The organism is Polyangiaceae bacterium (genome assembly GCA_020633205.1).
Lineage (GTDB): Bacteria > Myxococcota_A > Polyangia > Polyangiales > Polyangiaceae > JAHBVY01.
On record JACKEB010000015.1, the window covers coordinates 182,149 to 204,453 of the forward strand.

18 protein-coding genes are annotated in these 22,305 nt (G+C 63.0%); 3 read left to right on the forward strand and 15 right to left on the reverse strand.

Translation table 11 applies throughout. The annotated features are described in order from the left end of the window. Positions 1-505 precede the first annotated feature (505 nt). The 6 genes from H6718_23670 to H6718_23695 all read right to left on the reverse strand — a co-directional run bounded on the left by H6718_23670 (position 506) and on the right by H6718_23695 (position 8,304). On the reverse strand, positions 506-721 hold the full coding sequence (locus H6718_23670; GenBank protein MCB9588427.1) for a hypothetical protein: 216 nt from the start codon (positions 719-721) through the stop codon (positions 506-508). 476 nt (positions 722-1,197) lie between these two features. Continuing rightward, positions 1,198-2,907: a TRAP transporter large permease gene (locus H6718_23675; protein MCB9588428.1), complete on the reverse strand. Its 1,710-nt coding sequence runs from the start codon at positions 2,905-2,907 to the stop codon at positions 1,198-1,200. Continuing rightward, a complete protein-coding gene (locus H6718_23680; protein MCB9588429.1) occupies positions 2,907-4,547 on the reverse strand; it encodes a TRAP transporter small permease subunit in 1,641 nt (546 codons plus the stop codon). Before H6718_23680 ends, H6718_23675 begins: the two co-directional genes overlap by 1 nt. Before the next feature lie 149 nt (positions 4,548-4,696). Further along, positions 4,697-5,680 (reverse strand): TRAP transporter substrate-binding protein DctP, encoded by a 984-nt coding sequence (gene dctP, locus H6718_23685; protein ID MCB9588430.1) that lies wholly within the window; start codon positions 5,678-5,680, stop codon positions 4,697-4,699. Positions 5,681-5,872: 192 nt separating this feature from the next. Continuing rightward, a complete protein-coding gene (locus H6718_23690) occupies positions 5,873-6,805 on the reverse strand; it encodes a hypothetical protein (GenBank protein MCB9588431.1) in 933 nt (310 codons plus the stop codon). A 164-nt stretch (positions 6,806-6,969) separates the two neighbouring features. After that, positions 6,970-8,304, reverse strand: coding sequence for a hypothetical protein (locus tag H6718_23695; protein ID MCB9588432.1), 1,335 nt, complete (start codon positions 8,302-8,304; stop codon positions 6,970-6,972). An 82-nt stretch (positions 8,305-8,386) separates the two neighbouring features. Between H6718_23695 and H6718_23700 the strand changes: the two genes are divergently transcribed. After that, the gene (locus H6718_23700; protein MCB9588433.1) at positions 8,387-9,343 is read left to right on the forward strand and encodes a hypothetical protein; all 957 of its coding nucleotides are present in this window, start codon (positions 8,387-8,389) and stop codon (positions 9,341-9,343) included. A 20-nt stretch (positions 9,344-9,363) separates the two neighbouring features. Here H6718_23700 and H6718_23705 read toward each other — a convergent pair whose 3' ends face one another. From H6718_23705 to H6718_23720, 4 genes are all read right to left on the reverse strand, one after another. Continuing rightward, positions 9,364-9,744, reverse strand: a complete 381-nt coding sequence (locus H6718_23705) for a hypothetical protein (GenBank protein ID MCB9588434.1) — start codon at positions 9,742-9,744, stop codon at positions 9,364-9,366. A gap of 379 nt (positions 9,745-10,123) precedes the next feature. Continuing rightward, positions 10,124-11,788, reverse strand: coding sequence for a CTP synthase (locus H6718_23710; protein MCB9588435.1), 1,665 nt, complete (start codon positions 11,786-11,788; stop codon positions 10,124-10,126). Between the two features lie 153 nt (positions 11,789-11,941). Next, complete coding sequence (locus tag H6718_23715; GenBank protein MCB9588436.1) at positions 11,942-12,508, reverse strand: hypothetical protein; 567 nt, start codon at positions 12,506-12,508, stop codon at positions 11,942-11,944. A gap of 57 nt (positions 12,509-12,565) precedes the next feature. Next, positions 12,566-14,041 carry an ABC transporter substrate-binding protein gene (locus H6718_23720; protein MCB9588437.1) on the reverse strand — a complete coding sequence of 492 codons (1,476 nt, stop codon included), beginning with the start codon at positions 14,039-14,041 and terminating at the stop codon, positions 12,566-12,568. A gap of 171 nt (positions 14,042-14,212) precedes the next feature. On the opposite strand from H6718_23720, the gene dacB reads away from it, so the two are divergent. Next, positions 14,213-15,754, forward strand: coding sequence for a D-alanyl-D-alanine carboxypeptidase/D-alanyl-D-alanine-endopeptidase (gene dacB / locus H6718_23725; GenBank protein MCB9588438.1), 1,542 nt, complete (start codon positions 14,213-14,215; stop codon positions 15,752-15,754). 91 nt (positions 15,755-15,845) lie between these two features. Then, positions 15,846-17,297: an MATE family efflux transporter gene (locus tag H6718_23730; GenBank protein MCB9588439.1), complete on the forward strand. Its 1,452-nt coding sequence runs from the start codon at positions 15,846-15,848 to the stop codon at positions 17,295-17,297. A 110-nt stretch (positions 17,298-17,407) separates the two neighbouring features. Here H6718_23730 and H6718_23735 read toward each other — a convergent pair whose 3' ends face one another. The 5 genes from H6718_23735 to coxB form a co-directional block, all read right to left on the reverse strand. Continuing rightward, positions 17,408-17,794, reverse strand: coding sequence for a hypothetical protein (locus tag H6718_23735; protein ID MCB9588440.1), 387 nt, complete (start codon positions 17,792-17,794; stop codon positions 17,408-17,410). A gap of 206 nt (positions 17,795-18,000) precedes the next feature. Continuing rightward, positions 18,001-18,447 (reverse strand): cytochrome C oxidase subunit IV family protein, encoded by a 447-nt coding sequence (locus H6718_23740; GenBank protein ID MCB9588441.1) that lies wholly within the window; start codon positions 18,445-18,447, stop codon positions 18,001-18,003. 218 nt (positions 18,448-18,665) lie between these two features. After that, on the reverse strand, positions 18,666-19,511 hold the full coding sequence (locus H6718_23745; GenBank protein ID MCB9588442.1) for a cytochrome c oxidase subunit 3 family protein: 846 nt from the start codon (positions 19,509-19,511) through the stop codon (positions 18,666-18,668). Positions 19,512-19,615: 104 nt separating this feature from the next. Next, complete coding sequence (gene ctaD / locus H6718_23750) at positions 19,616-21,295, reverse strand: cytochrome c oxidase subunit I (protein ID MCB9588443.1); 1,680 nt, start codon at positions 21,293-21,295, stop codon at positions 19,616-19,618. A 9-nt stretch (positions 21,296-21,304) separates the two neighbouring features. Further along, a complete protein-coding gene (gene coxB / locus H6718_23755) occupies positions 21,305-22,300 on the reverse strand; it encodes a cytochrome c oxidase subunit II (GenBank protein ID MCB9588444.1) in 996 nt (331 codons plus the stop codon). Positions 22,301-22,305: the final 5 nt, after the last annotated feature.

Genomic DNA, 22,305 nt, shown 5'->3' on the forward strand with positions numbered 1-22,305 from the left:
CGAGCGTGCGCCCTCACCTGCTGGGGCGCCCGCTCGGCAGGCTCCTGTCTGGTGACGGAGAGCGACGGACAGAGGGTTGGCAAGTGCTGACGAGCGAGCGCCCTCACCCGCTGGGGCGCGCGCTCGTCATTGCCAGTGTTGGTGCCGTGACTGTTCTGAGGGGGCTTGCCGAAGCCCCCTCCTCTGTTTCGCGCGCTTACGCGCGGAAACAGAGTCTCCTTCCCAACGGTGTGCGTTGGGCGTTGCCGTAAGGATGCGGGGCGGCTCAGTCTTTGAGCGTCTGCGGTCTCGGTCGCTTTTCGGTGTTGCCGATCGGGGTGGGGGCCCCGCTTGCGGGGGAGGGGGCGTGGGAAACGCCCCCTCGATCAACAGGGGAAACGGCACACACGTGGAGCCTCGAAGACGGGCGTGCGCCCTCACCTGCTGGGGCGCACGCTCGGCGGGCTCCATCTGGTGACGGAGAGCGAGGCACGGAGCGTTGGCAATTGCTGACGAGCGAGCGCCCTCACCCCGCTGGGGCGCACGCTCGTCTTGCCAGAGTTGGTGCCGTGACCGTGGCTTCGGCCATCTTCGCGATGCCTGCGTAGCCGCGTCCTTCGATCGGTGGATCAGCCAAGTCGCCCTCCGGGGACCACGCCTGAGCGAGTAGCTCTTTTCTCCGTGCGGAATCAGATTCGGCGTAGGCTTCTAGGTGCAAGTCGATCAGTTCGTTGAGTTCCATCGTTCACTCCTTGGGTCAGGGATGTGCAGAGCATGCGGAACTCAGCGCCGTCGCGCGATTACCTGAGAGGTAGGCGAGCGACGATGGCGTCATGTGATTGAGCGCCGTCAGGTTGCTGAGGATCCGTTCGACGACTCCGAATGCCCAAGCGAACCGTCACGGGCTTGAGCTGTGTGCCGCCACGCCGGGCAAGCTGGATTCGATCCCTGGGTCTTGGCGTTGGGGTCTGGTCTGGCAGATCAGACCGCCGCCGACTCGTTGGATGAGTTGGGGTTCATCTCAACTGAACTGTACGACGTGGACATTCCTGAACTTCACCGCGAGCGCTTCGTGAATGACGCTGGCCGCGTTGGGTTCTGGTTGGTTTTCGTGCAGAGCGGCGCACTGAAAGACTGCGGCGCACCGAGAGACTGCGGCGCACCGAGAGACTGCGGCGCACCGGGAGTTGGTGCGCGCCGCTGGTCTGAGTTCAGATGCTAGAGGTCGTCATCGTCGTCGTCGTCGTCATCGTCATCGTCGTCGTCGTCATCGTCGTCATCGTCGTCCGCGGGCTTGGCAGCGGCGTCTCCAGCGTTGGCTGCGCCAGCGTCTGACTCCGTCGGCGTTCCCTTGGAATCGTCGTCGTCGTCGTCATCATCATCGTCCGCGTCGTCGCCGTCGTCATCCCAGTCGTCGTCGCCGCTCTTGGCGCCGTCGCCTGAGTCGTCGTCGCCCCAGTCGTCGTCGTCGTCCCAGTCATCAGCTGGATTCCCGTCGCCCGTATCCGCCGGCTTGGGCGCGGCCCACTTCGCCTTGTCCTCTTCAGTGCATGGCTTCGGGTTGTTGCGATCCTCTTGGACGCACTCCATCAGCCAGGCTTCGCGTGGAGGTTCGTTGTACTTGGCGGACTCTGCCTTCGCCTTGTCGATGTCACCTTGAACGGCCACCGTCGACAGCTTGGGCGTGGTCATCAGGATCACCAGCCCAACCACCAAGATCAGAATGAACGGAACCGCGATGCGATAGAGCTGCACCATCGGCTTGTTGAAGCGGAAGCTCGCGACGAACAGGTTCTGCCCGAGCGGGGGGCTCAGGTACGCGATCTCCAGGTTCAGCAAGAACATCATTGCCAGGTGGAAAGGCGAGATGCCGAACTTGGCCGCGAACGGAATCAAGAGCGGCACCGCCACCAGGATGCTGCTGAAGCCGTCCATGAACATGCCTTGGATGTACAAGAACACGTTCAATGTGATGAGGAAGTGCCACGGCTTGGTGACACCCATCGAGGTAACCCAGGCAAAGAGCTTCGCCGGGATTTGCTCGCTGATGATGTAGTTCGTCAGCGCCATGGCCATCGCCATGATCAGCAGAATGGCTCCAGCGAGCGCCATCGAGTTCTTGGCGATGCGCGGGAAGTCCTTCAGCTTGAGGTCCTTGTAGACGTAGACCTCGATGACGAACACATAGAGCGCTGCGATGGCCGCGACCTCATCGATCGCAGTGACGCCCGTGAACAAGCCACCCAGGATGATCACGGGGATCAAGAGCTCCCACTTGATCTCCCAGAGGGACGCGCCCATCTCCTTCACATCTGGCTTGGAGCGCGGGATCTTCGCCTTGATACCCACGTACATCGCGTGGGCGCTCAACAGGGCAATGACCAAGAACCCGGGGATCAGCGTGGCCTTGAACGCCTTGGTGAAGTCGATGCCAGCGACCAGGGAGTAGACGAGGATCGGTAGGGAGGGGGGGAGGAGCAACCCAAGGCTTCCGCCCGTCATCACCAAACCGAGCGAGTACTTCTCCGGGTAACCTCGCTCGCGCAAGGCTGGGTACAGCAAGGCGCCGATCGCGACGATGGTAACGGCGGAGCCACCCGTGAGCGTCGTGAAGAAGGCGCTGGCGAAGATACACACGATGGCCAGCCCACCGGGTAGCCAACCAAAGAACGCGGTCGACGCACGCACCAGGCGATGCGGCGTCTTGCTCTCGGCCATCAAGTAGCCGACGAAGGTGAAGAGCGGCACCGTCACCAGAATCGGCGACCCTGCGAAGCGGTCGTCTAGAACGTCTGGTGCGAGGAAGCGCACGAAGCGCAGGTTCTCATTCGGGTGCAGCAGCCACGCGAGTTCGGTGGTGCCCGCCATAACGGCGAACACTGGTGCGCCGAGCAGCGCGAAGACCAAGACGAAGAGTAGAATAGGCATCAGGCGGCCTCCTGCTTGGAGGCGGATGCCTTCGCGTCGGACGTCTTTGCGTCGTCATCCTCGTCCGCGTTGTCATCCTCGGAGCCTTCGGAGTCGGCAGCTTCGCTAGCTTCCTCTTCGCTAGTCTCGTTGCTCTCCGAGTCGTCAGGGTCTGCCGCTGAAGGCTTCTCTTCGTCGTCCTCCGGCGCCTCATCTTTGGTTCCGGGGGGATCTGGATCTGGTGGAGGGTCACCCCCGCTGGGCTGGTCGGAGGCGAAGGTCGCGTCTTCTTCCGGCTCCGTTGTGCGATGCCCGCTCAGCACGAGCAGAGTGAGCAGGATGAACCTCAAGGAGATGATGAAGAGGCCGATCGGGAACACGAGGTTCGCCGTACTGATGAGCTCGCCACGAGGTTCCCCCTTGCCTGGGATGACGACGATCGGCGCGCGGGTTGCGTCATCAGGTACGCGAATGCCCGCGATCGCCTCCTCACCATAGTGCTCGGCCATGCCTGAGTCTTGAAGCCACTCGTTCCACTCCTTACCGGAGAGGTACCTCGAGTAGTTCTCGCCCTTGAGCACGTGGGGCAGCGTCTTGAAGTCGAGCCCAAGCTGCTTGCGGGCGATGAAGAAGTTCTCGCCGAGCGCCTCGAAGCTGGTGGAGATCTTCTTGCCGGCGGGGTCGTCGTTCTTCGCGCCGAATGACTCGATGGCGACGTGATCGAAGAAACCCCATGACGCCACGAAACAGATTGCCGCGGTGGCGACCCAGCCGACCAGCACCATCCATTTGCGTACGACGGGTTTGACCATGCGGGTAACCACGTCGATGGTGATGTGCTTGCCCGCTCCCGTCGCGAGGGAGCCGCCGAGCAGCGCCAGCAGTAGCGTCAAGCGTGTGCCAATGCCGCGTAGACCGCCAAGCAGCGTGAGGCTAGATGCCTGCTGGTACCAGTTCAGGAGGTTGGAGCTGTACTCGACTCCCCAGTTGGCCCACGCCTTCGCTCCAAACAGACCGATGGCGACGCCAGCGATGGCCACCAAGCGCCTGACCATCATCGGCTGCTTCTTCAGGGCCCAGTAGCCGAGGGACCCAAGGAACACCGCTCCGATTACCGCGCGGAAAACAATGCCGGCGTTCGAGCCTGAGTCGGCGCGGGCGCTCATGCCCTTCAAGACGACCCACAGCGACAGCGAGAAGACCTCCAGCGCGAGCACTAGGGCGCACAACCGCATCTCGAAGCGGGTCCAGAACTGGTCTAGGCGCATCAGCGGGCGCCCCCAAGCGGCAGGCTTGGGCTCCTCACCCCCACCATCTCCGGAACCGCCAGCGGACTTTGCGGGAGGCTGCGACTCGCTCGGTTCGTCCTCCGAGTCATCCTCGGATGTCGAGTCGTCCTCGGATCCCGAGTCGGACTGCGACTTCGAGGTGGTCTGCGACTTCGAGTCGGTCTCGGACTTCGAGTCTAGGGCGGCGTCAGGCGACTCGTCGTCGCTCTCGTCGGAGTCACCTTCCTCGTTCGCTTCGCCCGAAACTTCGTCACTCGTTTCCTCGGGGTCTGATTCCTTGCCGGATGTCACCTTCCCAGTCGCCTCCTTGGGGCCCTGGGCCTTGGTTTCATCACGACGACCGGAGGCTTTCTTTCGGGATTTTTTGGCCATGAGCGCAGCGACATCACGCTACGCGAAATCCGGCCGTCTCGTCACCCCCGCCGCGCCTTCGAGTGCACAAAACGAAACTGGGCCGGCACGAGGCCGACCCAGTTATGCATGTGACCGAGCGTTTGCTCAGGCCAAGTCCACGGATGGACTCAGCAGGCGCCGATCTGGCTGAGCACGTCGCCGGGGAGCGAGGTCTTCAGCTTCTGGCAGGCCTTCTTGAAGACGCCCTTCCACTGCTCCTTCTCGGCAGCCGTGGGATCGTGGGTCGTCATCTTCTTCTTGAGGCGGTTGAACGCCGCGTCGTCAGCCGCGCGGATGTTCTTCGTGAGACGCTTCGCGGCCTTCTTGCCGTAGCGCTTCATCACCTTCGCTTGGTCAGCGGGCATGTCCTTGAGGGTCTTCTCAGTGACCACGAGCGCGCCGATTGCATAAGCGGTCTCGGCGGAGTTCATGTGGTCGAGACGAGAGGCCCACTGGAGCTGCTCAGCAGCCAGCGCCGGGGTGTTCATCACGTTGATGGTCTTGTTCTGCAGCATGGGCAGGAAGTCCGTCACCGCGCCGGGCTTCGGCGTCACGCCGCCGATCACCTCGTAGATTGCGGGAGCAATGACGTCGTCCTTGATGGCCGCGGGGCTCTTGCCCTTGAGGTCTTCCGGAACCTTGACGGCAAAGCCAACGCTCATCACGCGCGCCTTACCCACGTCGCCCCAGCCAAGCACGTAGAAGTCTTCCTTCTTCATGTTCTTCTTGAACTTCTTGGCGAGCTTGCCGCGGGCCTTGTCCAGGTCACCCCAGCTCTTGAAAGTGCCGGGCACCTGAAGGGCCAACACCGACTTGTCGATCGAGGAAAGGCCGACGGCGGTAACCGCTGCACAGCCGATCTGACCCGACTTCATCTTGCCAACGACGGCATGCTCGGGGCCGGCAGTGCCGTTCCAGAGCCACTCCATCTCGACGCCACCGTCGGTCTTGCTCTTCACGATGTCAGACCACTTGAGGAAGACCTTTCCCCATGGGCTGGCTTTGGGCGCCAACGTGGCGCACTTGACGGTGGTCGCGGCTTGCGCGCTGCCTGCTGTGACAGCGATCAAACAAGCCACACCGAGCGCCAGTGCGACTAGCTTTCGGATCATCTGCGGGTACCTCCTGGTTGGCCGGTTCTAAGGGCCTCGATGAGACGGAGAGCATGCCAGATTCCGTCAAAAATTCGCGTCTGAGGCGCGAGAATTGGAAACATTTCCCGCTTGAGCGGGCTCGCGAGCGATTTCGCGGCCCTGCTCCGCACGCTGGCGGGGTCGGATGGGGTGTGACCCCTGAAAGAGTGTTTAGAGGGAGAAGCCGCAGGGCTCTTCCCAAATCTTGTTGCCCAGGTAGCGACGAGCACGCCGCTTGGCGATCACGTTTGGCAAGCGCGCTTCGGGGAGCGGGTCACCGGCAGCCAGCACCTCGTTCAGCAGCTTCGTGTAGTTCGCCTTGTCCCGCTTGAAGCAGTAGTAGCGCGTTGCGTAGTTGAGCTGCGTCGAGAGGAACTTGCCTTGATTGAGTTCCATCGCGCGATCGAAGTGCTTCTTCGATTCGTCCAGCTCCGCGAGGGCCGTCCGGGCGTGATAGGCACCCATGATGACGTGGCCCATTCCGTACTGGATGGTCTCGTCGAGCTCGATGGAGCGCCGAAGCATTTCTACGCCAACGTAGAGTTCGCCGACGATCGCCGGGATCTCCTTGGAGGCTGAGACGCGACCGATCCAGGCGTAGCCCACCCACAGTAGGTCTTCAGCCTGCTCCGGCTCGGTGAAGTTCTCAACCAGCCAGTTCCGCATGGTAACGGCGTTGCGCTTGGCGGAATCGAAGCCCTCCGCGGTGTGACCCAGGAGCTCGACGCCGTAGAAGACGGCGCGCTCGAACCCAGCCCGTGCTCGCGCTTGATGGTAGCGAGCCATCACGTCGTCGCCCTTTTCGTAGGCGACCTCGTAGTCGTCTTCAGTGAAGCCGAAGGACATACCTGCCCAGCTGCGCGTCAGGAGGAACAGCGCGTCCTCGTTCTCAGGAGCCAAGCGATGCATGCCTTCCATCTGGCCAACGCCCGCCTGAGCGATGGAACGAGCGACGTCCCAATCGTGGAGCGTGTTCACGGCCGCGGAACCATCGCGGGTGCCCTTGATCTGTCCGTTGAGCAGCGCCTTCTTGATGCAACCAGTGGCGCCGAGAGACAACGACGCCGCGAGTACCACCGATCCCAACCCTCGCAGAAAACTCATAACCCGCGGATCTACCGACGCTCAGCCTGAAACACAACGCCAAGCGCCTGCGTAGGCGAGTTTCCTGGCAGTCCACGCCACGCGTTGGCGCGCCGAGTCACCGCCGAATTGACCGCTGAGTCAGTGGTTGCCGAGTCGCCGACCGTGTTGGCCAGCGCCGCAAGTCACTCGCTCTGCAGTAAGATGGAGCAGGCTACTTGGGTGCGTACGCTGGGATTTTCGTCTGCCAGCGCGGTCGCCGCGGTCGAGTAGTCGGACAGGCTAGCCAGCGCGATGGCTGCCTGCTGGCGCACACTCGACGACTTTGCTTTCAGATCCTGCTTGAGCAGCGGTCCAGCCTCTGAAATCCCGGCTCGCGCCAACGCTAGGCGCGCTGGGAAGGCGGCATCCGTCTTTCCCTTGGCGAGCTTGAGAAGCTGCTTCTTGGCGTCGGCTCGCTGCTTCGTCTCGAGCAACCTCGCGAGCGCCGCCGCCTTGATTTGTGGATCCGGGTCCTTCGAGGCCTTTTCCACGGCCTTAAGTGCGTCGGCGTCGCTGAGGGGCAGCCAGTTCAACGCGAGGCCCCGTTCATCCGCTGCGCCTCCCGAAGCGACCCGTGTCAGCAGCGCTTCGCCGCTATCCGCCGTCTCGCGCTTGGCTCGGACGAGTGCTCCAGCGGCTGATACCGCAGGCATCGATTCGCCCGTCTCCACCACCCAAAGCAACTGCCGCTCGCCCCCGGACCTGAAGGCAGCGGGCATCGCCCAGGCTTCCACGATGGTCACACGGGTCGTCTCATCCGCGCGCTCCCAGAGATCTTTGAGCCCTAGCACCACCTGCTCACCGCCGATGTTCCCGACGGCACGCGCGGCCATCCCGCGGCTCAGCGGATCCGGATCCACACGAGTCGACTCGAGCAAGGGGCCGATATCACGCTTGTCGCGCGCATCCAGGCTCGCGGAAAGAGCGGCCCTGCGGACGCGTTCATCGCCATCCGAAAGCATCGACTGCCTCAGCCCGGCTTGCCCCAGCTGAGTGGTCATCCGCGCGGCAACGGCGCGCCAAGCGCCGCTTTCTGCGTGGCTATACTCACTCACGAGTCCAGGGTCGCGATCAATGCCAGCGTCCAACAGCGCGAGCTTCGCTTCCCCGCCGGCGTCATCCGCCTGGTCCGCGCGATCGCGCAGCACCGCTTTCAGGGAGCCTGCACAAGAGCGCACCTGATGAATCCGATCGACGGCGCGGTCTCTGGAAGTAGAGCGCACCTCGCGCCCGGCCACGGCTCGAGCCAGGGAGCGCACCTCACCTTTGTCGAGGGTGCCTGCCTTCTGAGCGTCGGCGATCTGTTGGCGAAGGGTGGCTAGGTCACCGTTCATCGCCGTGTTGACGACGCTGCTTTTCGCGCAGCCCGTCAGGCTGGAGATGCCAGCACAGAATCCCACCGCGACACACATGGCGCGCACAAGCGTGCCGCGACGCCGCGCCTGCTCGCCGTCCGAATGCTGCTCGCTACGACTCATTCTTCCCATCTGTCCCCTCATCCTGAGGTAACCCTGCTCACCCCCAAGTCGCCTTGGGCAGGCTCGGGACACTAGCACAGAGATGCAGGCGCTCATTCTCAATCCCAATGCGGCCCGGCTCCGCAAGGACCCCGCGCTGCAGCAGCGCCTGACGGAACTCGCCCATGGCCGGGCGCGGGTGTTCGTCACCGAGACCCTGGCTGAGCTTTCGAGGGTGGTTCAGACACTGAGCCGAGAGAACGTGGAGCGGCTCGTGCTTTGCGGCGGCGACGGCACGTTCATGGAGGGGGTGAGTGCGCTGGCACGCGCGGGCCGTCTGGCAGCTCCACGGGCGCGCCGACGGCTCGCGCTGGCGTTCCTCCCGGCAGGTACCGTGGCGACCGTCGCTCAGGCTTTCGATCAGCCGAGGGACCCAGTGCATGGGCTCGAGTTGGCCCTACGGACAGAGGCGCAGTTTGTCGCCCGCCCAAGTTTGTCGGTGACGAGCAGCAACCGGGGTGAGCTCGAAGAACGCGTGGGTTTCATCTTTGGGACCGGACTCGTCGCGCGGTTCTTCAAACGCTACTACCTGGAGGGCGGTCAAGGGCTCGCCGCTGCTGCGCGTATCGTTGCGCGTACCTTGGCGGGTTCTTTCCGGGAGGATACGTACGCCCGTAGTGTGCTCGATCCGCTACCCTGCCGCATCGCGGTGGACTCTGGCCCCCTCGAGGCGGATGCGTTCAGTTTGGTCCTGTGCTCGGTGATTCGTGACGTCGGACTCGGAATGCAGGTTTGCTACCGAGCTGGTGAGGATTGGGAGCGACCTCATGTGGTTGCGTCTTCTCTCGGACCGCGCAAGCTCGGGCCGCAGGTGCACCGAGTGTTGCGCGGGCGGCCGCTGAAAGGCCGAGGGGGCTTTGACGGGCTGACCAGTCAGCTCCTGCTGCAGTTCGCCGACGGTCCGGGGCCGTGGGTGCTCGACGGCGACCTCCTGGAGGCTGAGCGCGTCCAGGTGCAGGCAGGACCAAGCCTGTGGTTGCTGGCGCCGCCCAAGGCGTGACCGCGCTGCCAACCCCCGCCTCATCGATTCAAGCTCGACCAGCGCGCTGACTGACCGACGGACTTCGAGCCGACGCGGCCAGCGCGACTGAGCGCGGCGTTGGCCGCCGTCTGGCGGGTGCTGAACTCTTCCTGGCTCCTGCGTTGTGCATCCTCGATCAGCGAAGTGCGCACGGAAGGGGTTTCGAGAGGCGTTTCCGCGGGGCGTTGTCCGAGGATCACGTCGGTGGGCTCCATGGTCAGGGCACGGGGTGCGCTCGATGCGGGTGCGCGGGCGACCGTGTTGCCCCCTACCTGTGCCGTGCAGGCGGAGAGTGTTGCACCAAGAAAGCAGACGCTGAGGAGTGCGCTTAGCTTGGAGCTGAGGAACGAGCTGCGGGACGAAATGTTGCTAGTGGTCATGGTCTTCTCCGAGGTTTCTGGATGGAGGTCCGCGTCGTCGCGAAGCGATGGCTGCGCTAGTTTGCTGGACGTAGGTGCGGCGACGCCGCGCTCAGCTCAACCCTGGGCAGGCCGAGGGCAGGGACGTGAGCTTTCGTCGCTTTGTTTCTTTGCGGAAACTGCTGAGGTGCAGCGTCGTAAGGACGCCGAACCGCAGTCTCAGTGGTCAAACACTCGAAGGCGCCGGGCGTGACACAGAAAGTGAGATTTGCGCGCCGGGCCTCAAGGTCACGCATACCACTTGGCCCAAGGGCGCTGTTTATTTCGCCGCCGCGAACAAAAGCCAAACGGCCCGACGTCAGATGACATCGGGCCGTCAATCAGGCTGCTTTTAGGCCGTTCAGTTCAGACCAGCTTCGGGAGCATCCTTCGCGTCACTCTGTGCCGCTTTCTTGATTTCCTCACGCCGAGCAACCGCTGCGGCCACGAACTTCGAGAACAACGGATGGGGCGACATGGGGCGGCTCTTGAACTCAGGATGGAACTGACACCCAACGAAGTAGGGGTGATTCGGCAGCTCCACGAGCTCGACTAGGCGACCATCCGGCGACAATCCGCTCAGTACGAGTCCCTTGCCTTCGAGCGCCTCACGGTACTCGTTGTTGAACTCGTAGCGGTGACGGTGACGCTCGCTGATCTTCAGCTCGCCGTAGGCTTCCGCTGCCTTCGTCCCTGCCTTGATCTCACACGGATACGCGCCAAGGCGCATCGTGCCGCCCTTGTCGGTGACTCCGCGCTGATCCGGCATCAGGTCGATCACGGCATGCTTCGCGTCCTTCTCGAACTCGGAGCTGGTCGCGTTTTCGATACTCGCGACGTTGCGCGCAAACTCGATCACTGCGAGCTGCATGCCCAGGCAAATCCCGAAATAGGGCACGCCGTTCTCGCGGGCGAAGCGGATCGCCGAGATCTTACCCTCCACACCGCGGTCGCCGAAGCCACCTGGCACGAGGATCGCGTCGAGGCCGACCAGGATCGAGGCGGCGTTTGCCCCCTCAAGCTGCTCCGAGTCGATGTACTCGAACTGCACGCTCACGTCGTTCTCGAGGCCACCATGGACGATGGACTCGTGAAGCGACTTGTAGCTGTCCTTGAGGTGGACGTACTTGCCGACGATGCCGATCTTCACGCTGCCATTGCCAGGCTTCTTGAAGCGCTCCGCGACGCGTTTCCATGCGGCAAGGTCCGGAGACCGTGACCAGATGTTGAGGCGCTCAGCGATTTGATCGTCGAGTCCCTCCGCGTGCAGCACCAGCGGCAACTCGTAGATGCAGCCGACATCCACCGCGGAGATGACGCTGTCCACCTTCACGTTGGAGAAGAGCGCGATCTTCTCCTTCAACCCGCGCGCGATCGGACGATCGCAGCGACAGATCAGGATATCCGGCTGAATGCCGATCTCCCGCATCTCCCGCACGGAGTGTTGGGTGGGCTTCGTCTTCAGTTCGCCTGCCGTCGCGATATGGGGGACGAGCGTCACGTGAACGCTGACAGCGTTCTCGTTGCCTTCCTCCACCTTCAGCTGGCGAATGGCTTCCAGGAAAGGCAGCGACTCGATGTCGCCCACGGTACCGCCGATCTCGATGATGCAGATGTCCGCGTCCTTACTGGCGCGCTTGATACCTGCTTTGATTTCGTCGGTTATGTGGGGAATCACCTGGACGGTAGCGCCCAGGTACTCGCCGCGACGCTCCTTCGAGATCACCGCCTCGTAGATGCGTCCTGTGGTTAGGTTTGAGGCGCGCGAAAGGCGCGCCGACGTGTAGCGCTCGTAGTGACCTAGATCGAGATCGGTCTCTGCGCCGTCATCAGTTACGAAGACTTCTCCGTGCTGGTACGGCGACATCGTCCCGGGATCGACATTGATATAGGGGTCGAGCTTCATGTGGGTGACGCGCAAACCGCGCGCTTCCATCAAGGCTCCAATCGAAGCTGCTGCTAACCCTTTGCCGATCGACGAGACAACACCGCCGGTGACCAGGACGAACTTAGTTCGCCGACTCACCGTGTGTTCTCCATCACGGGCGTTCCAAGTAACACGGCTACCTCTCCTGTGCACACGTTAATCTGTCGCAGCGTGCAACGCTGCGAACGGTTGGGTGTTTTTCTCCCGCGTCGACCAGCACGCGGCGCGGTCTCGCGGACTTCGAGAAGGACGCTAGAAACTGCCGAACACGCCAAGGCCCATGGCGTCACCTGAGACCCACGGTGCTGCGCTGACCCCCGCCGCCTTCGGCTTGGGGCGGCGCTTGGGTGCGCCCGAGTCGGTGTGCAGGAACGCAGCTTCCGCCATGATGAGCAGGCCGCCGGCCTGACCCACGGCGTCGATCGTGGTGAGGATCGCCCGCAATACCACCGTGAATGTGCTGCACCCCGGATCGGTGTCCGCGCAGCCGGTGTCAGCCAGCGCCATCCAAGGTCCCGCAACGGGAATGCGCAGGTCGTTCGCGCCCGGTGCATCCGGCCACAGATAGGAGAAGCTGACCGCGGCTCCGTACCAGATCCCTGTGGTCAACGCGCCTGCGATGAACATGTTGGGCCGCGCGCCATCCGGCGGATAGACGTCCGGGTCGTGACGTTCGTCACGCACCGGCTCATCAGCGGACGCCGGAGCAGCGACGGCAAGACAGGCGAGCCCAGCGGCTAGCGCGGCGCCACGTGCGAGCGAACGACCGACACACGGCGTCCGAACGAGCGGAGCGGATGCTGACTTCCCGTCACTCATGACTCGCGGCCTTTTGACTGGATCTGCCTCGAAAAGCAAGCGCCCAGCAAGAATCTGTCAGTTGCCCGCAGGGGATGCGGGATCGGAGGCTCCGGCGAGCGCGCCCCAGCGGCCAACGGCGTCTAGTTCGAAGCCTTGCGCGCGCGTTGAAACCACCGCCACCTGGTCCTCATGCCAGAGTGGAAGCACCGGTAAATCGTCGGCCATTTGCCGAGCGATTTGCCGGTACAGCGCGCGCCGCTCGGCTCGCGCGTTGGATTTGCTCGCCGTGTCGAGCCAGGTGCCAACCGCGGGGTTGCGGTAGCGCGCGCGATTCTTGCCCTCGCCTCCTTCACCAGGGATTCCGCGCGGATTAAAGAACCAGTTGAGGATGTTGGGCTCCGTGAGCTCTGGCATCTGCAGCACTGCGAGCTGAAAATCACCGGCGTCCAGGCGTTTGAGCAGCACTCCGAGATCGAGAGCCACCACCCGCACCGTCGCGCCCGCATCGGTGAGCATTTGTGCGATGGCGCGCGCGATGGTCAAGCGCGCGCGATCCGTACTCGTCGTGAGAGTGAACGCCGGGGCCTGAGTCAACACGGAGCGTGCCCGCCCGACGTCGAAGCCGAGGGGCTTGGCTTCCGGGTCAGCCGCCCAGTGTCCTTGCGGAAACAGCCCGCTCGCAACTTGGGCCTTGCCTGCGAGCAAAGTCTCGACCAGCAGCTTGCGGTCGATCGCGTGACCGACTGCCTGCCTGAACCCCAGCTCGCGCGTCGGGGCACGATCGTTCTGGAACACCATATAGGTGACGTTCGCGCCAGGGCGTGACTTCACCTGGAGCTCCGGGCGCCGTTCCAGGGCTGGCAAGATCGTCGCGGAGACGGCGTTGGGCGCGATGTCCGCGCTGCCCGCCATCAGCCGCAGCGCCCGCGCGTTCTCATCCCTTACCGTGCGGATCATGACGTGCGCCGCTGGATCGGTACCTGCATTCGCTCCATCCGGGTTTGGGGGTGAGGAGCCCTGAACGTGGAGCCCGAGCTTCGCTGCTTGCCCCGGAACGACCTCCAGCTGCACCTCGGCCCAGTCGAAATGGCTGATCCGGTAGGGACCGAGCCCGTCCAGGTCTCCCGTCGCGCTCTGGGCGCTGGCCGCCTGATCGGCGCGTAGGATGGGCACCTCAAGGTCCGAGAGCAACGTGGCGCGAGGCTTGGCCAAAGTGAGCTCCAGGCGTCCCTCACCCAAATCCCGACAGGTACCGACCGACTCTGCGACGACGCGGTGAGGGCTGCCGAGGCGCTTGTCGGCCAAGGCCGTGAGTGTGGCGCACACGTCAGCGACCTCGAGTGATTTGCCACTGTGGAATTTTAGACCGGGGCGCAAGCTGACTTCGAGGTGACTGGCGTCGCGCCAGCGCCAACTCTTCGCCACCAAGGGCACTGGCTCCAGGCTGTTGCGGTCCAGGCCAGCGAGCCCCGCATGCACGAGCCGCGTGACCTTGATGTCCAGCGCGCGAGTGGTGAAACGCGGATCCAGCGAGCTGAATTCCGTCGGCACGACGATCTCCAAACCTGGCTGCGAACCTGCGTTTGGAGCGCTGGACGGCGCGCAAGCCGCAACCGCTACACAAGTGAGCGCGAGCGTCGACGAGACGAGACGACGGGTGATGTCTTTCTGCAGCGCTCCCCGCGTCACCCGAATGCCGTATCAGATGCTAGAACGCGGTGCATGCGGAAACTCAATGCCTGGGTCGCGGGCACCTCGCTGTGTGTGCTCTCAGCAGCTGGGGGACTTTGGCTGTCGCAAGAGCCGCCGAGCGTTACCCCGGAACCGTCCAAGCCGCTGGAGGCGGCGTCGGTCGACTCACGCATCGAAGAGCTGAACCGCTGGGTGAAGGAAGGCAAGGGACAGCTCAGTGTGCGCGTCCTGGACGTCGAGACCGGGCGACGCGTCGCCGGCGTTGATGATGAGCGCGCGTTGAACCCTGCCTCCAACATGAAGGTGGTCACGGCTGCCGCCGCGCTCGAACTCTTGGGTCCTGACTTCAACTTTCGCACGGGGGTCTACGGTGCGCTGAATGATACGCACTCCACTTCGCTCGTGCTCCGCGGCGATGGCGATCCTTCGTTTGGGATGGGGGAGATCTGGCGGCTGGCGTCTGCGCTGGTGCAGAGTGGCCTGCGCCAAGTGGATGGAGACATCTTGGTCGATCAGGGGCGTTTCGATGGTCAATACGTGCCTCCCGCTTTCGATCAGCAGCCGAATGAGTGGGCGTACTTTCGTGCGCCGGTGAGCGCCATTGCCCTCGAGGAGAACACCGTCACCCTGAACGTCGTGCCGACGACTGACGGCAGTCCCGCGCGCATCTGGTTCGACCCGCCTGGCTTCGTCAACGTCAGTGGCCAGGTGAAGACGGTGGAGAAGGGCAAGGGGCAAAATGTGCAGCTCCGTTTGGTACCCGACGGAAACAAGCTTCGGGCCGAGCTCGACGGCCGTGTCGCGGACTCCTTGCCGAGGCAGCGCTTCACCAAGCGGGTGGATGACCCGACGCTACTCGCCGGCTTCGCCTTGGCCCACGCTCTGACGAGCCTTGGCGTTGATATCAAGGGGAGCGTGAAGCCCGGCGGCTCCGGAGAGAAGCGGGAGCTAGTGCACGTGCCCTCACCGCCGCTCAACGTCCTGGTGCAGCGCTTGGGTAAGGACAGTGACAATTTCTACGCAGAAATGCTGTTCAAGGCAATCGCGGCCCACGCGAACCCCGGTGAACCTTCGACCTTCAAGCAAGCCGCGGTGCAGGTCTCTCAGTGGCTTGCGCAGGTGACGCCGGGGACATTCCCGGCTCCCACGCCAGCGGGAAGCAGCACATCAGGAGCCGGTGCGGCCCCGTCCGCTCCCCAGTCTGCGGATGTGATCCTCAACGGTTCGGGTTTGTTCGACGCAAACCGTCTCAGCGCGGCGACTCTGACGCGGGTCCTGAGCCACGCTTACCGGGACCCGCGGCTGTCTGCCGAGTTCGTGGCTCAACTCTCCGTTGGTGGAGTGGACGGCACCCTGCGGTCGCGTCTGCGCAAGCACCGCACTAGCCGCGCCGTGCGAGCCAAGACGGGGACCCTCGCGCGGGTCGTTGCGCTCAGCGGGTTCGTGCTGCGCGAGGGGAAGTCGCCTCTTGCGTTCAGCATTCTGGTCAATGGAATCACGGACCACGCGGGGGTCCGGCAACGCATGGATCGTGTGGTGGACGCTTTGGTCGAACTGACCGAGCAGCAGTAGCGCTCGGCTTTCCTGGGGATTTGCTCGGCTGGACTGAAACGCGCGCGATCTCGCATTGCGAGCCGGGCGTCATGACACTACGAACGCTGGGTTGTCCGCTTCATCCCCCACGCCGGAATCGGCCTCTGGCTCCGAGCCGACCGCGGCGCTTCAAGAGGTGACCGAACCCCCGAAGGCGGCCAAGCGCGATCTCACCCAGGGGCCGGTAGGACCAACGCTTACGCGGCTCGCCATTCCCATGGCGTTCGGCATCGGTGCGGTGATCCTCTTCGGTGTCGTCGACACCATCTACGTCGGGCAACTCGGACCCGAGCCGCTCGCGGCGATGAGCTTCACCTTTCCCATCGTGTTCACTGTGATGAGCTTATCCATGGGCATGGGGATCGGCGTGATGAGCGTCATCTCTCGCGCGATAGGCGAGGGGGACGATCAAAAGGTCACCCGGCTCGCGACCCATGGCTTGATGCTGGCGTTCTTGCTGGTGGTGATGCTTGCCGCGATCGGTCTCTTGACGCTGGATCCGTTGTTCGCGGCGCTCGGTGCGGGACCCGAGCTGATGCCAATGATCAAGGCGTATATGGTGCCTTGGTATCTTGGCGTCGGGCTGTTGGTGGTGCCGATGGTGGGCAACGCGTGTATCCGGGCGACCGGTGACACCAAGACGCCGGGGCTGATCATGATGCTCGCCGGCGGCGTGAACGTGGTCCTCGACCCGTTGATGATTTTCGGGATTGGTCCGTTTCCGCGCTGGGAGCTGATGGGGGCGGCGGTAGCGACGGTCATCTCCTGGATGATCACGTTCGTGGCGGCGTTCTGGATCCTCACGCGTCGTGAGAAGATGTTGTCGCTCAGCTACTTGCGACCGAGCGGCGTGCTCGAGTCTTGGAAGCACATTTTGACTGTCGGGTTGCCCGCAGCGGCCACGAATATGCTGGTTCCGATCGCTGCGGCCGTGCTGACTCGCATCGCCTCGCGTTTTGGCCACAGCGCGGTCGCCGCCTATGGCGTGGGTACGCGTGTGGAGTCGCTGTCGATGATCGGCATCATCGCGCTCAGCGCTTCTGCTACGCCGTTCGCCGGACAAAACTTCGGAGCGCGCAAGAGCGCTCGTATCCGCGAGGCACTGAAGTTCGGAGCCAAGGCCTGCGTGGTTTGGGGGTTAGGGGTGGCGCTGGTGCTCGGTGTAGCTGCCCCGCTGATTGCTGGGTGGTTCAGCTCCGAGGGGGATGTGATAACCCCCGCTGCCTGGTACATGCGCTTGGTCCCGATCAGCTACGGTGCCTACGGCGTGTCCGTCTTCGCGGTGAGCGTCTTCAACGGGATCAACCGACCGCTGAACGCCGGCATGGTGATTGTGATCCGCTTGTTCGTCCTGGCGGTGCCCCTCGCGCTGCTGGGCGCGATGATCGAGGGTCTGTACGGGATGTTCCTGGGCGTGACGATCGCCAACGTGATCATTGGGGGACTCGCCCTGGTGTTGGTGCGCGCCCAGGTGAAGAAGCTGGACGACCAGTTTGGCCTCTCCCCCCAAACCCCTGGCTAAGCTCTAGCAGGTGTTGAAAAACACCCTGCCAATCAACAACGACCGTGCCCGCGCACAACTCGACCAGACGGGGGCGGGCGAGTTTTGCAGCGAACTACGGAGACAGGACACTAGGGGCGCTTCGCCAGGAGACCAGCGAAGAAGAGCACTCCCGCGCCTAACAGCGTCAGCCACAAACCGAGAAATGTGGTGCGCCACAGGAGCAGCAGCACCTCCGCCAGCGACCACAGCAGGAATACGCCGCCGACCAACAGCGCCACCTTCGCGGCGCCGCGCTTGTTCGTGAGGGCGAGAGCGCCGGCGAATAGCGCGCCAAGGGGCAACAGGTAGATTGCGTAGTACTGCGCTCCGCGCTGGGAGGCGACCTTCGCTATTTGCCACCCGGAAATGGATACGGAAGCCGGCCCAAACGAAAAGCCGAACCAGGCCATGAAGAAGCCGACCAGGACCAATCCGGCCCCCAACAACACCCCACTCTTGGCCGCTGCGCTCTTCATCGTCACTCCAAATACGCTCGCTTGTCGGATGATGTGCCCTGGCTCGGTTATCCGTTCGGCAACCCTTCGGCATCGTTGATCAAATGCCGTCGCTCAACGCCTCGAGGGTAGCGAGCCGACGCGTGTGACTCGGGGTGCGTTGGAGGACCACAAAACACGAAGAGCCCGACAAGGTCGAGCTCTTCGTAGTGGGGCGCTTGGGCGGCTTACTGCGCCTTGGCGTCGTCGTACGCGTTGATGTCCCGTTGGTACTCGCCGCGGTCATTCACGGTTAGGCCCACGAACAGCGCCACGAAGAGGAACGAGCTGAGGAAGATCAGCACGTTGAAGCGCTTGTCCCACCACAGGTGCATGAAGAAGAGCATGACGAGGGCGGCCTTGACCGTCGCGATCACCATCGCGATCACGAGGTTCAGCGTGTAGCCCATGTCGAAGCGGGTGACGCTCACGGTCAGGACCGTCAGCACCATCAGCGCTGCCCAGACCCCGATCAGACCCTTGATGGGCATCGTGTGAGCGAGCCCGTGATCGTCGTGATCGTCGTGGGCGCCATGGCCATGATCGTCCTTGGCGCTCTTGGCCGGAGGATGATCCGAACCACGCTTCTTGGCGTCGGGGCCTTCGGCCTTCGTCACCTCATCGTCGTTCGACATGTCCTCGTCTTCTTCGTCCTCGTCGTCCGAATCCTCATCATCTGAGTCTTCGTCGTCCGAGTCCTCATCATCTGAGTCTTCGTCGTCCGAGTCCGCGTTCGAGGTCGCTTCGGGCGAGCTCTCCTCGTCTTCGTCTTCGTCAGCGGCGGCCTTGGCCTCTTCGGCTTCAGCGTTTGCCTTGTCGGCTTTCTCTTTTGCCATCGGTCAGGGTCCTGTTCTCAGTGAATCAGGTAAAGCAGCGGGAAGAGGTAGATCCAGATCAAGTCGACCAAGTGCCAGTACAAGGCGGCGTAGTCGATTGGACCAAAGTACTTCGGCCCGAACTGGCCCTTCAGGGCGCGGATCAGTAGCCAAACCCACACGATGATACCCGCGATGACGTGGATACCGTGGAGGCCGGTCATGAAGAAGTAGATGCCGAAGAAGATGTTGGAGTGGTTCGGACGCACGATGCCGTAGTCCTTGCCTCCGCCGGCCTTACGGGCGATCTCGGCGATCTGCGCGCGGCTCTTGCCTTCCTTTGCAGCCTCTTCCGCGGCCTGCGCGACCTCAGGGTGATGCGCTCGGAACTCGTGGAGCTCCCACACCTCTTCCTTCGGGTTGTGGCGCATCCAGGGAATTTCGGCGTCCGCGGGACCCCACACGAGACCGTCGTGGATCTTGTGCGAGTACTCCTTGTACTTGATGCCCAAGAATCCGAAAGCGCAGGCGATGGTGATCACGATGTTGATCACCAAACCTTGCTTGTTCGCGTTCTGAGCGCAGCGCACCGCCCACGCAGCCGTGAGACTGGAGACGATCAGCACGCCGGTGTTGATCGCGCCGAGCTGGGTGTCCAGGTAGTAGTGCGCCCAGATGAAGACCTCCGGGTGCATCGCGCGGTACGTGATGTAGGCCACGAACAACGCGCTGAAGAACAGGATCTCCTGCGCCAGGAACAGCCAGATACCGAGCTTTCCGGTGTCGAACTGCTGTTGGTAGCTGTCGAAGTGGTGCGCTAGGTGAGGTCCGTCACCGTGTCCGTGCTCGTGGCCGGCATGCGCATCCGCAGTGGTGTCAGTCATCGTTTTCGAGCTCGATTTTGGGGATTGGAGCAGAAGCGAAGAGAAGCAAACGGGGGAGTCGATAGTTCAGGTGGCTAGCGAATGGCTAGCCACCTGGCGTCCATTCAGGCCTTCAACTCCGCCTTGTGCACGTAGCCGCCTACCTTCTTGTCGTAGACGAGGTCGTCGTAGTCGTACGGGCCAAAGTCGACGACCGGGGGCGTGTGATAGTTGTAGTAGGGCGGCGGGGAGGTGGTCTCCCACTCCAGGGTGCGGGCGCCCCACGGGTTCTTGGGAGCGTCGGGCTTCTTCCGCAGGGAACGGATGAAGTTGATCGCCGTGAGCAAGAAGCCGAGGCCCATCAGGTACGCGCCAACCGTGGACAGCTGGTGGTAGATGGTGAACTCCTCGAGGTAGTTGTAGTAGCGGCGGGGCATGCCGTTCGAGCCCATGATGAACTGGGGGAAGAACGTCAGGTTCAGGCCCAAGAACACGATGACCGTGGAGATGCGGCCCATCTTCTCGTCGTACATCCGGCCGCTGAGCTTCGGCCACCAGTAGTGGAGACCGGCGAAGAACGCGGTGATGGCGCCGCCCATCATGACGTAGTGGAAGTGCGCCACGACGAAGTAGGTGTCGTGGAGGTGCACGTCCGTGCTCATCACGGAGAGGTACATGCCCGTGACGCCACCGATGGTGAACACCCAGAGGAACGCCAAGGCGTACAGCATCGGGGTGTCGAGGAAGATTCGACCTTTGTACATGGTCGCGAGCCAGTTGAAGATCTTGATCGCGGTCGGGATTGCGATCAGGAACGTGATGGCGCTGAAGATCGTGCCAGCTAGCGAAGACTGGCCGCTGACGAACATGTGGTGGCCCCACACGAGGAAGCCGAGGATCGCGATCGCGACCGAAGACAGCGCGATGAACTTGTAGCCGAAGATCGATTTGCGGCTGAACGCGGCGATAACCTCACTGATCACGCCGAAGGCCGGCACGATCATGATGTAGACCGCAGGATGTGAGTAGAACCAGAAGAAGTGCTCGTAGAGCACGGGGTCACCACCCAGCGCTGGGTCAAAGATGCCGACGTGGAACGCACGCTCGACGATCAGCATGAGCAGCGTGATGCCGAGCACTGGCGTCGCGAGCACCTGCATGATCGCCGTGGCGTAGATGGCCCAGCAAAACAGCGGCATACGGAACCAGGTCATGCCCGGCGGACGCAGCTTGTGGATCGTCACGATCATGTTCAGCCCGGTGAAGATCGAGCTGAAGCCGAGGATGAAAGCGCCGAACGTCGCGGGAATCACCGCGGTGGTCGTGGTGGTGCTGTACGGGGTGTAGAAGGTCCAGCCCGTGTCCGCCGCGCTGATGTACATGCTGAGCACCAGGAACAGCGCCCCGATGGTCCAGAGATGGAAGCTGAACAGGTTCAGTCTCGGGAACGCGACGTCCTTGGCGCCGAGCTGAATCGGCAGCACGAAGTTGCCGAGTGCCGCGGGGATACCCGGGATGATGACCAGGAAGACCATCACTGCCCCGTGCAGCGTGAACATCTGGTTGTAGGTGTCCGCATCCATGATGGTGCGGCCTGGAGTGAAGAGCTCCGTTCGCACCATCAAGGCGAAGAAGCCGCCGAGCGCGAACGAGAGAAGTACACCGATCAGGTACATCACGCCGATCCGCTTGTGGTCCAGCGTGAGGATCCACGAACGAAGACCTTTCTCGTTCGTGAGGTAACTCTCATCCGCGGACGGATGAGCGTTGCCGAATGCGTCGGGGGTTGTTGTCGTGCTGGCCATTTCAGTGACTCACTTCTGGCTCTTGATGAACTCGGTGATCGCGCGGATCTGGTTGTTCGACAGCTTGCCCTTGAAGGTGGGCATGCTCGCGGGGAAGCCCTTGACGATCTTCGCCTGGGGATCCTCGATCGACTCACGAACGTAGTTTTCGTCGACGGCGGCGCTGGTGCCGTCCGTGAAGCTCTCGGTCTTGCCGTAGAGCCCCTTGAAGGTGGGGCCGACCTTGATGGAGCCATCCGTCGAGTGGCAGGTTGCACAGCCGTTGCGGTTGTAGAGCGTCTCGCCGTAGGCAACTGGGTTCTTGAGGGCTTGCTCCTCTTCGTCCTTTGCTGCCTTCTCAAGCCAGGCGTCAAAGTCCGCCTGCTCCTGGACCACGACCTTGGTGATCATGTCCGAGTGGGAGGTGCCGCAGTACTCCGCGCAGAAGAGTGGAAACTCGCCAGTTTCAATCGCCTGGAACCAGGCGTAGGTGTAGCGCCCGGGAACCGCATCCATCTTTTGGCGGAATGCCGGCACGTAGAAGGAGTGGATCACGTCCTGACTCTCGAGGATGACCTTGACGGGGCGATCCTTCGGCACGTGGAGGGTGTCGCTGACGTATCCGCTCGGATACTGGAACAGCCACTTCCACTTCTGGGCCGTGGCGTGAATGTCGTACGTGTCCTTGGGCGGGGTGCGCAGGTCGATCCAGCCTTTGAAGCCGAAGACGAAGAACGCGATCACGAAGAACAGCGGAATCACCGACCAGGTGATCTCCAGGGTGTTGTCGTGGTCGACCGTACTGGTCGGCCGCTCGTTTTTGGAACGATCCGTCGCGCGGTACTTCACGCAGAAGTACACCATCGCGGCGACCACACCGAGGGTCACCACCGTGCTGGTCCAGGTGATGAACTGGAACAGCCAGTCCGTGTCCTTCGCGAAGGTGGACGACTCCGTGGGGGTCCAGAAGTTCGGGCTAACAGGGATTTTTGGCTTGTCGCCCGGCTGCAGTGCAGCAAGCAGCATGCTCG

What these genes read in the sequence shown, in the direction of transcription:
- H6718_23670 (MCB9588427.1), bottom strand. Translation starts at nt 721, where the DNA reads ATGGAACTCAACGAACTGATCGACTTGCACCTAGAAGCCTACGCCGAA.
- H6718_23675 (MCB9588428.1), bottom strand. Translation starts at nt 2,907, where the DNA reads ATGCCTATTCTACTCTTCGTCTTGGTCTTCGCGCTGCTCGGCGCACCA.
- H6718_23680 (MCB9588429.1), bottom strand. Translation starts at nt 4,547, where the DNA reads ATGGCCAAAAAATCCCGAAAGAAAGCCTCCGGTCGTCGTGATGAAACC.
- dctP (MCB9588430.1), bottom strand. Translation starts at nt 5,680, where the DNA reads ATGATCCGAAAGCTAGTCGCACTGGCGCTCGGTGTGGCTTGTTTGATC.
- H6718_23690 (MCB9588431.1), bottom strand. Translation starts at nt 6,805, where the DNA reads ATGAGTTTTCTGCGAGGGTTGGGATCGGTGGTACTCGCGGCGTCGTTG.
- H6718_23695 (MCB9588432.1), bottom strand. Translation starts at nt 8,304, where the DNA reads ATGAGTCGTAGCGAGCAGCATTCGGACGGCGAGCAGGCGCGGCGTCGC.
- H6718_23700 (MCB9588433.1), top strand. Translation starts at nt 8,387, where the DNA reads ATGCAGGCGCTCATTCTCAATCCCAATGCGGCCCGGCTCCGCAAGGAC.
- H6718_23705 (MCB9588434.1), bottom strand. Translation starts at nt 9,744, where the DNA reads ATGACCACTAGCAACATTTCGTCCCGCAGCTCGTTCCTCAGCTCCAAG.
- H6718_23715 (MCB9588436.1), bottom strand. Translation starts at nt 12,508, where the DNA reads ATGAGTGACGGGAAGTCAGCATCCGCTCCGCTCGTTCGGACGCCGTGT.
- dacB (MCB9588438.1), top strand. Translation starts at nt 14,213, where the DNA reads ATGCGGAAACTCAATGCCTGGGTCGCGGGCACCTCGCTGTGTGTGCTC.
- H6718_23735 (MCB9588440.1), bottom strand. Translation starts at nt 17,794, where the DNA reads ATGAAGAGCGCAGCGGCCAAGAGTGGGGTGTTGTTGGGGGCCGGATTG.
- H6718_23740 (MCB9588441.1), bottom strand. Translation starts at nt 18,447, where the DNA reads ATGTCGAACGACGATGAGGTGACGAAGGCCGAAGGCCCCGACGCCAAG.
- H6718_23745 (MCB9588442.1), bottom strand. Translation starts at nt 19,511, where the DNA reads ATGACTGACACCACTGCGGATGCGCATGCCGGCCACGAGCACGGACAC.
- ctaD (MCB9588443.1), bottom strand. Translation starts at nt 21,295, where the DNA reads ATGGCCAGCACGACAACAACCCCCGACGCATTCGGCAACGCTCATCCG.
- coxB (MCB9588444.1), bottom strand. Translation starts at nt 22,300, where the DNA reads ATGCTGCTTGCTGCACTGCAGCCGGGCGACAAGCCAAAAATCCCTGTT.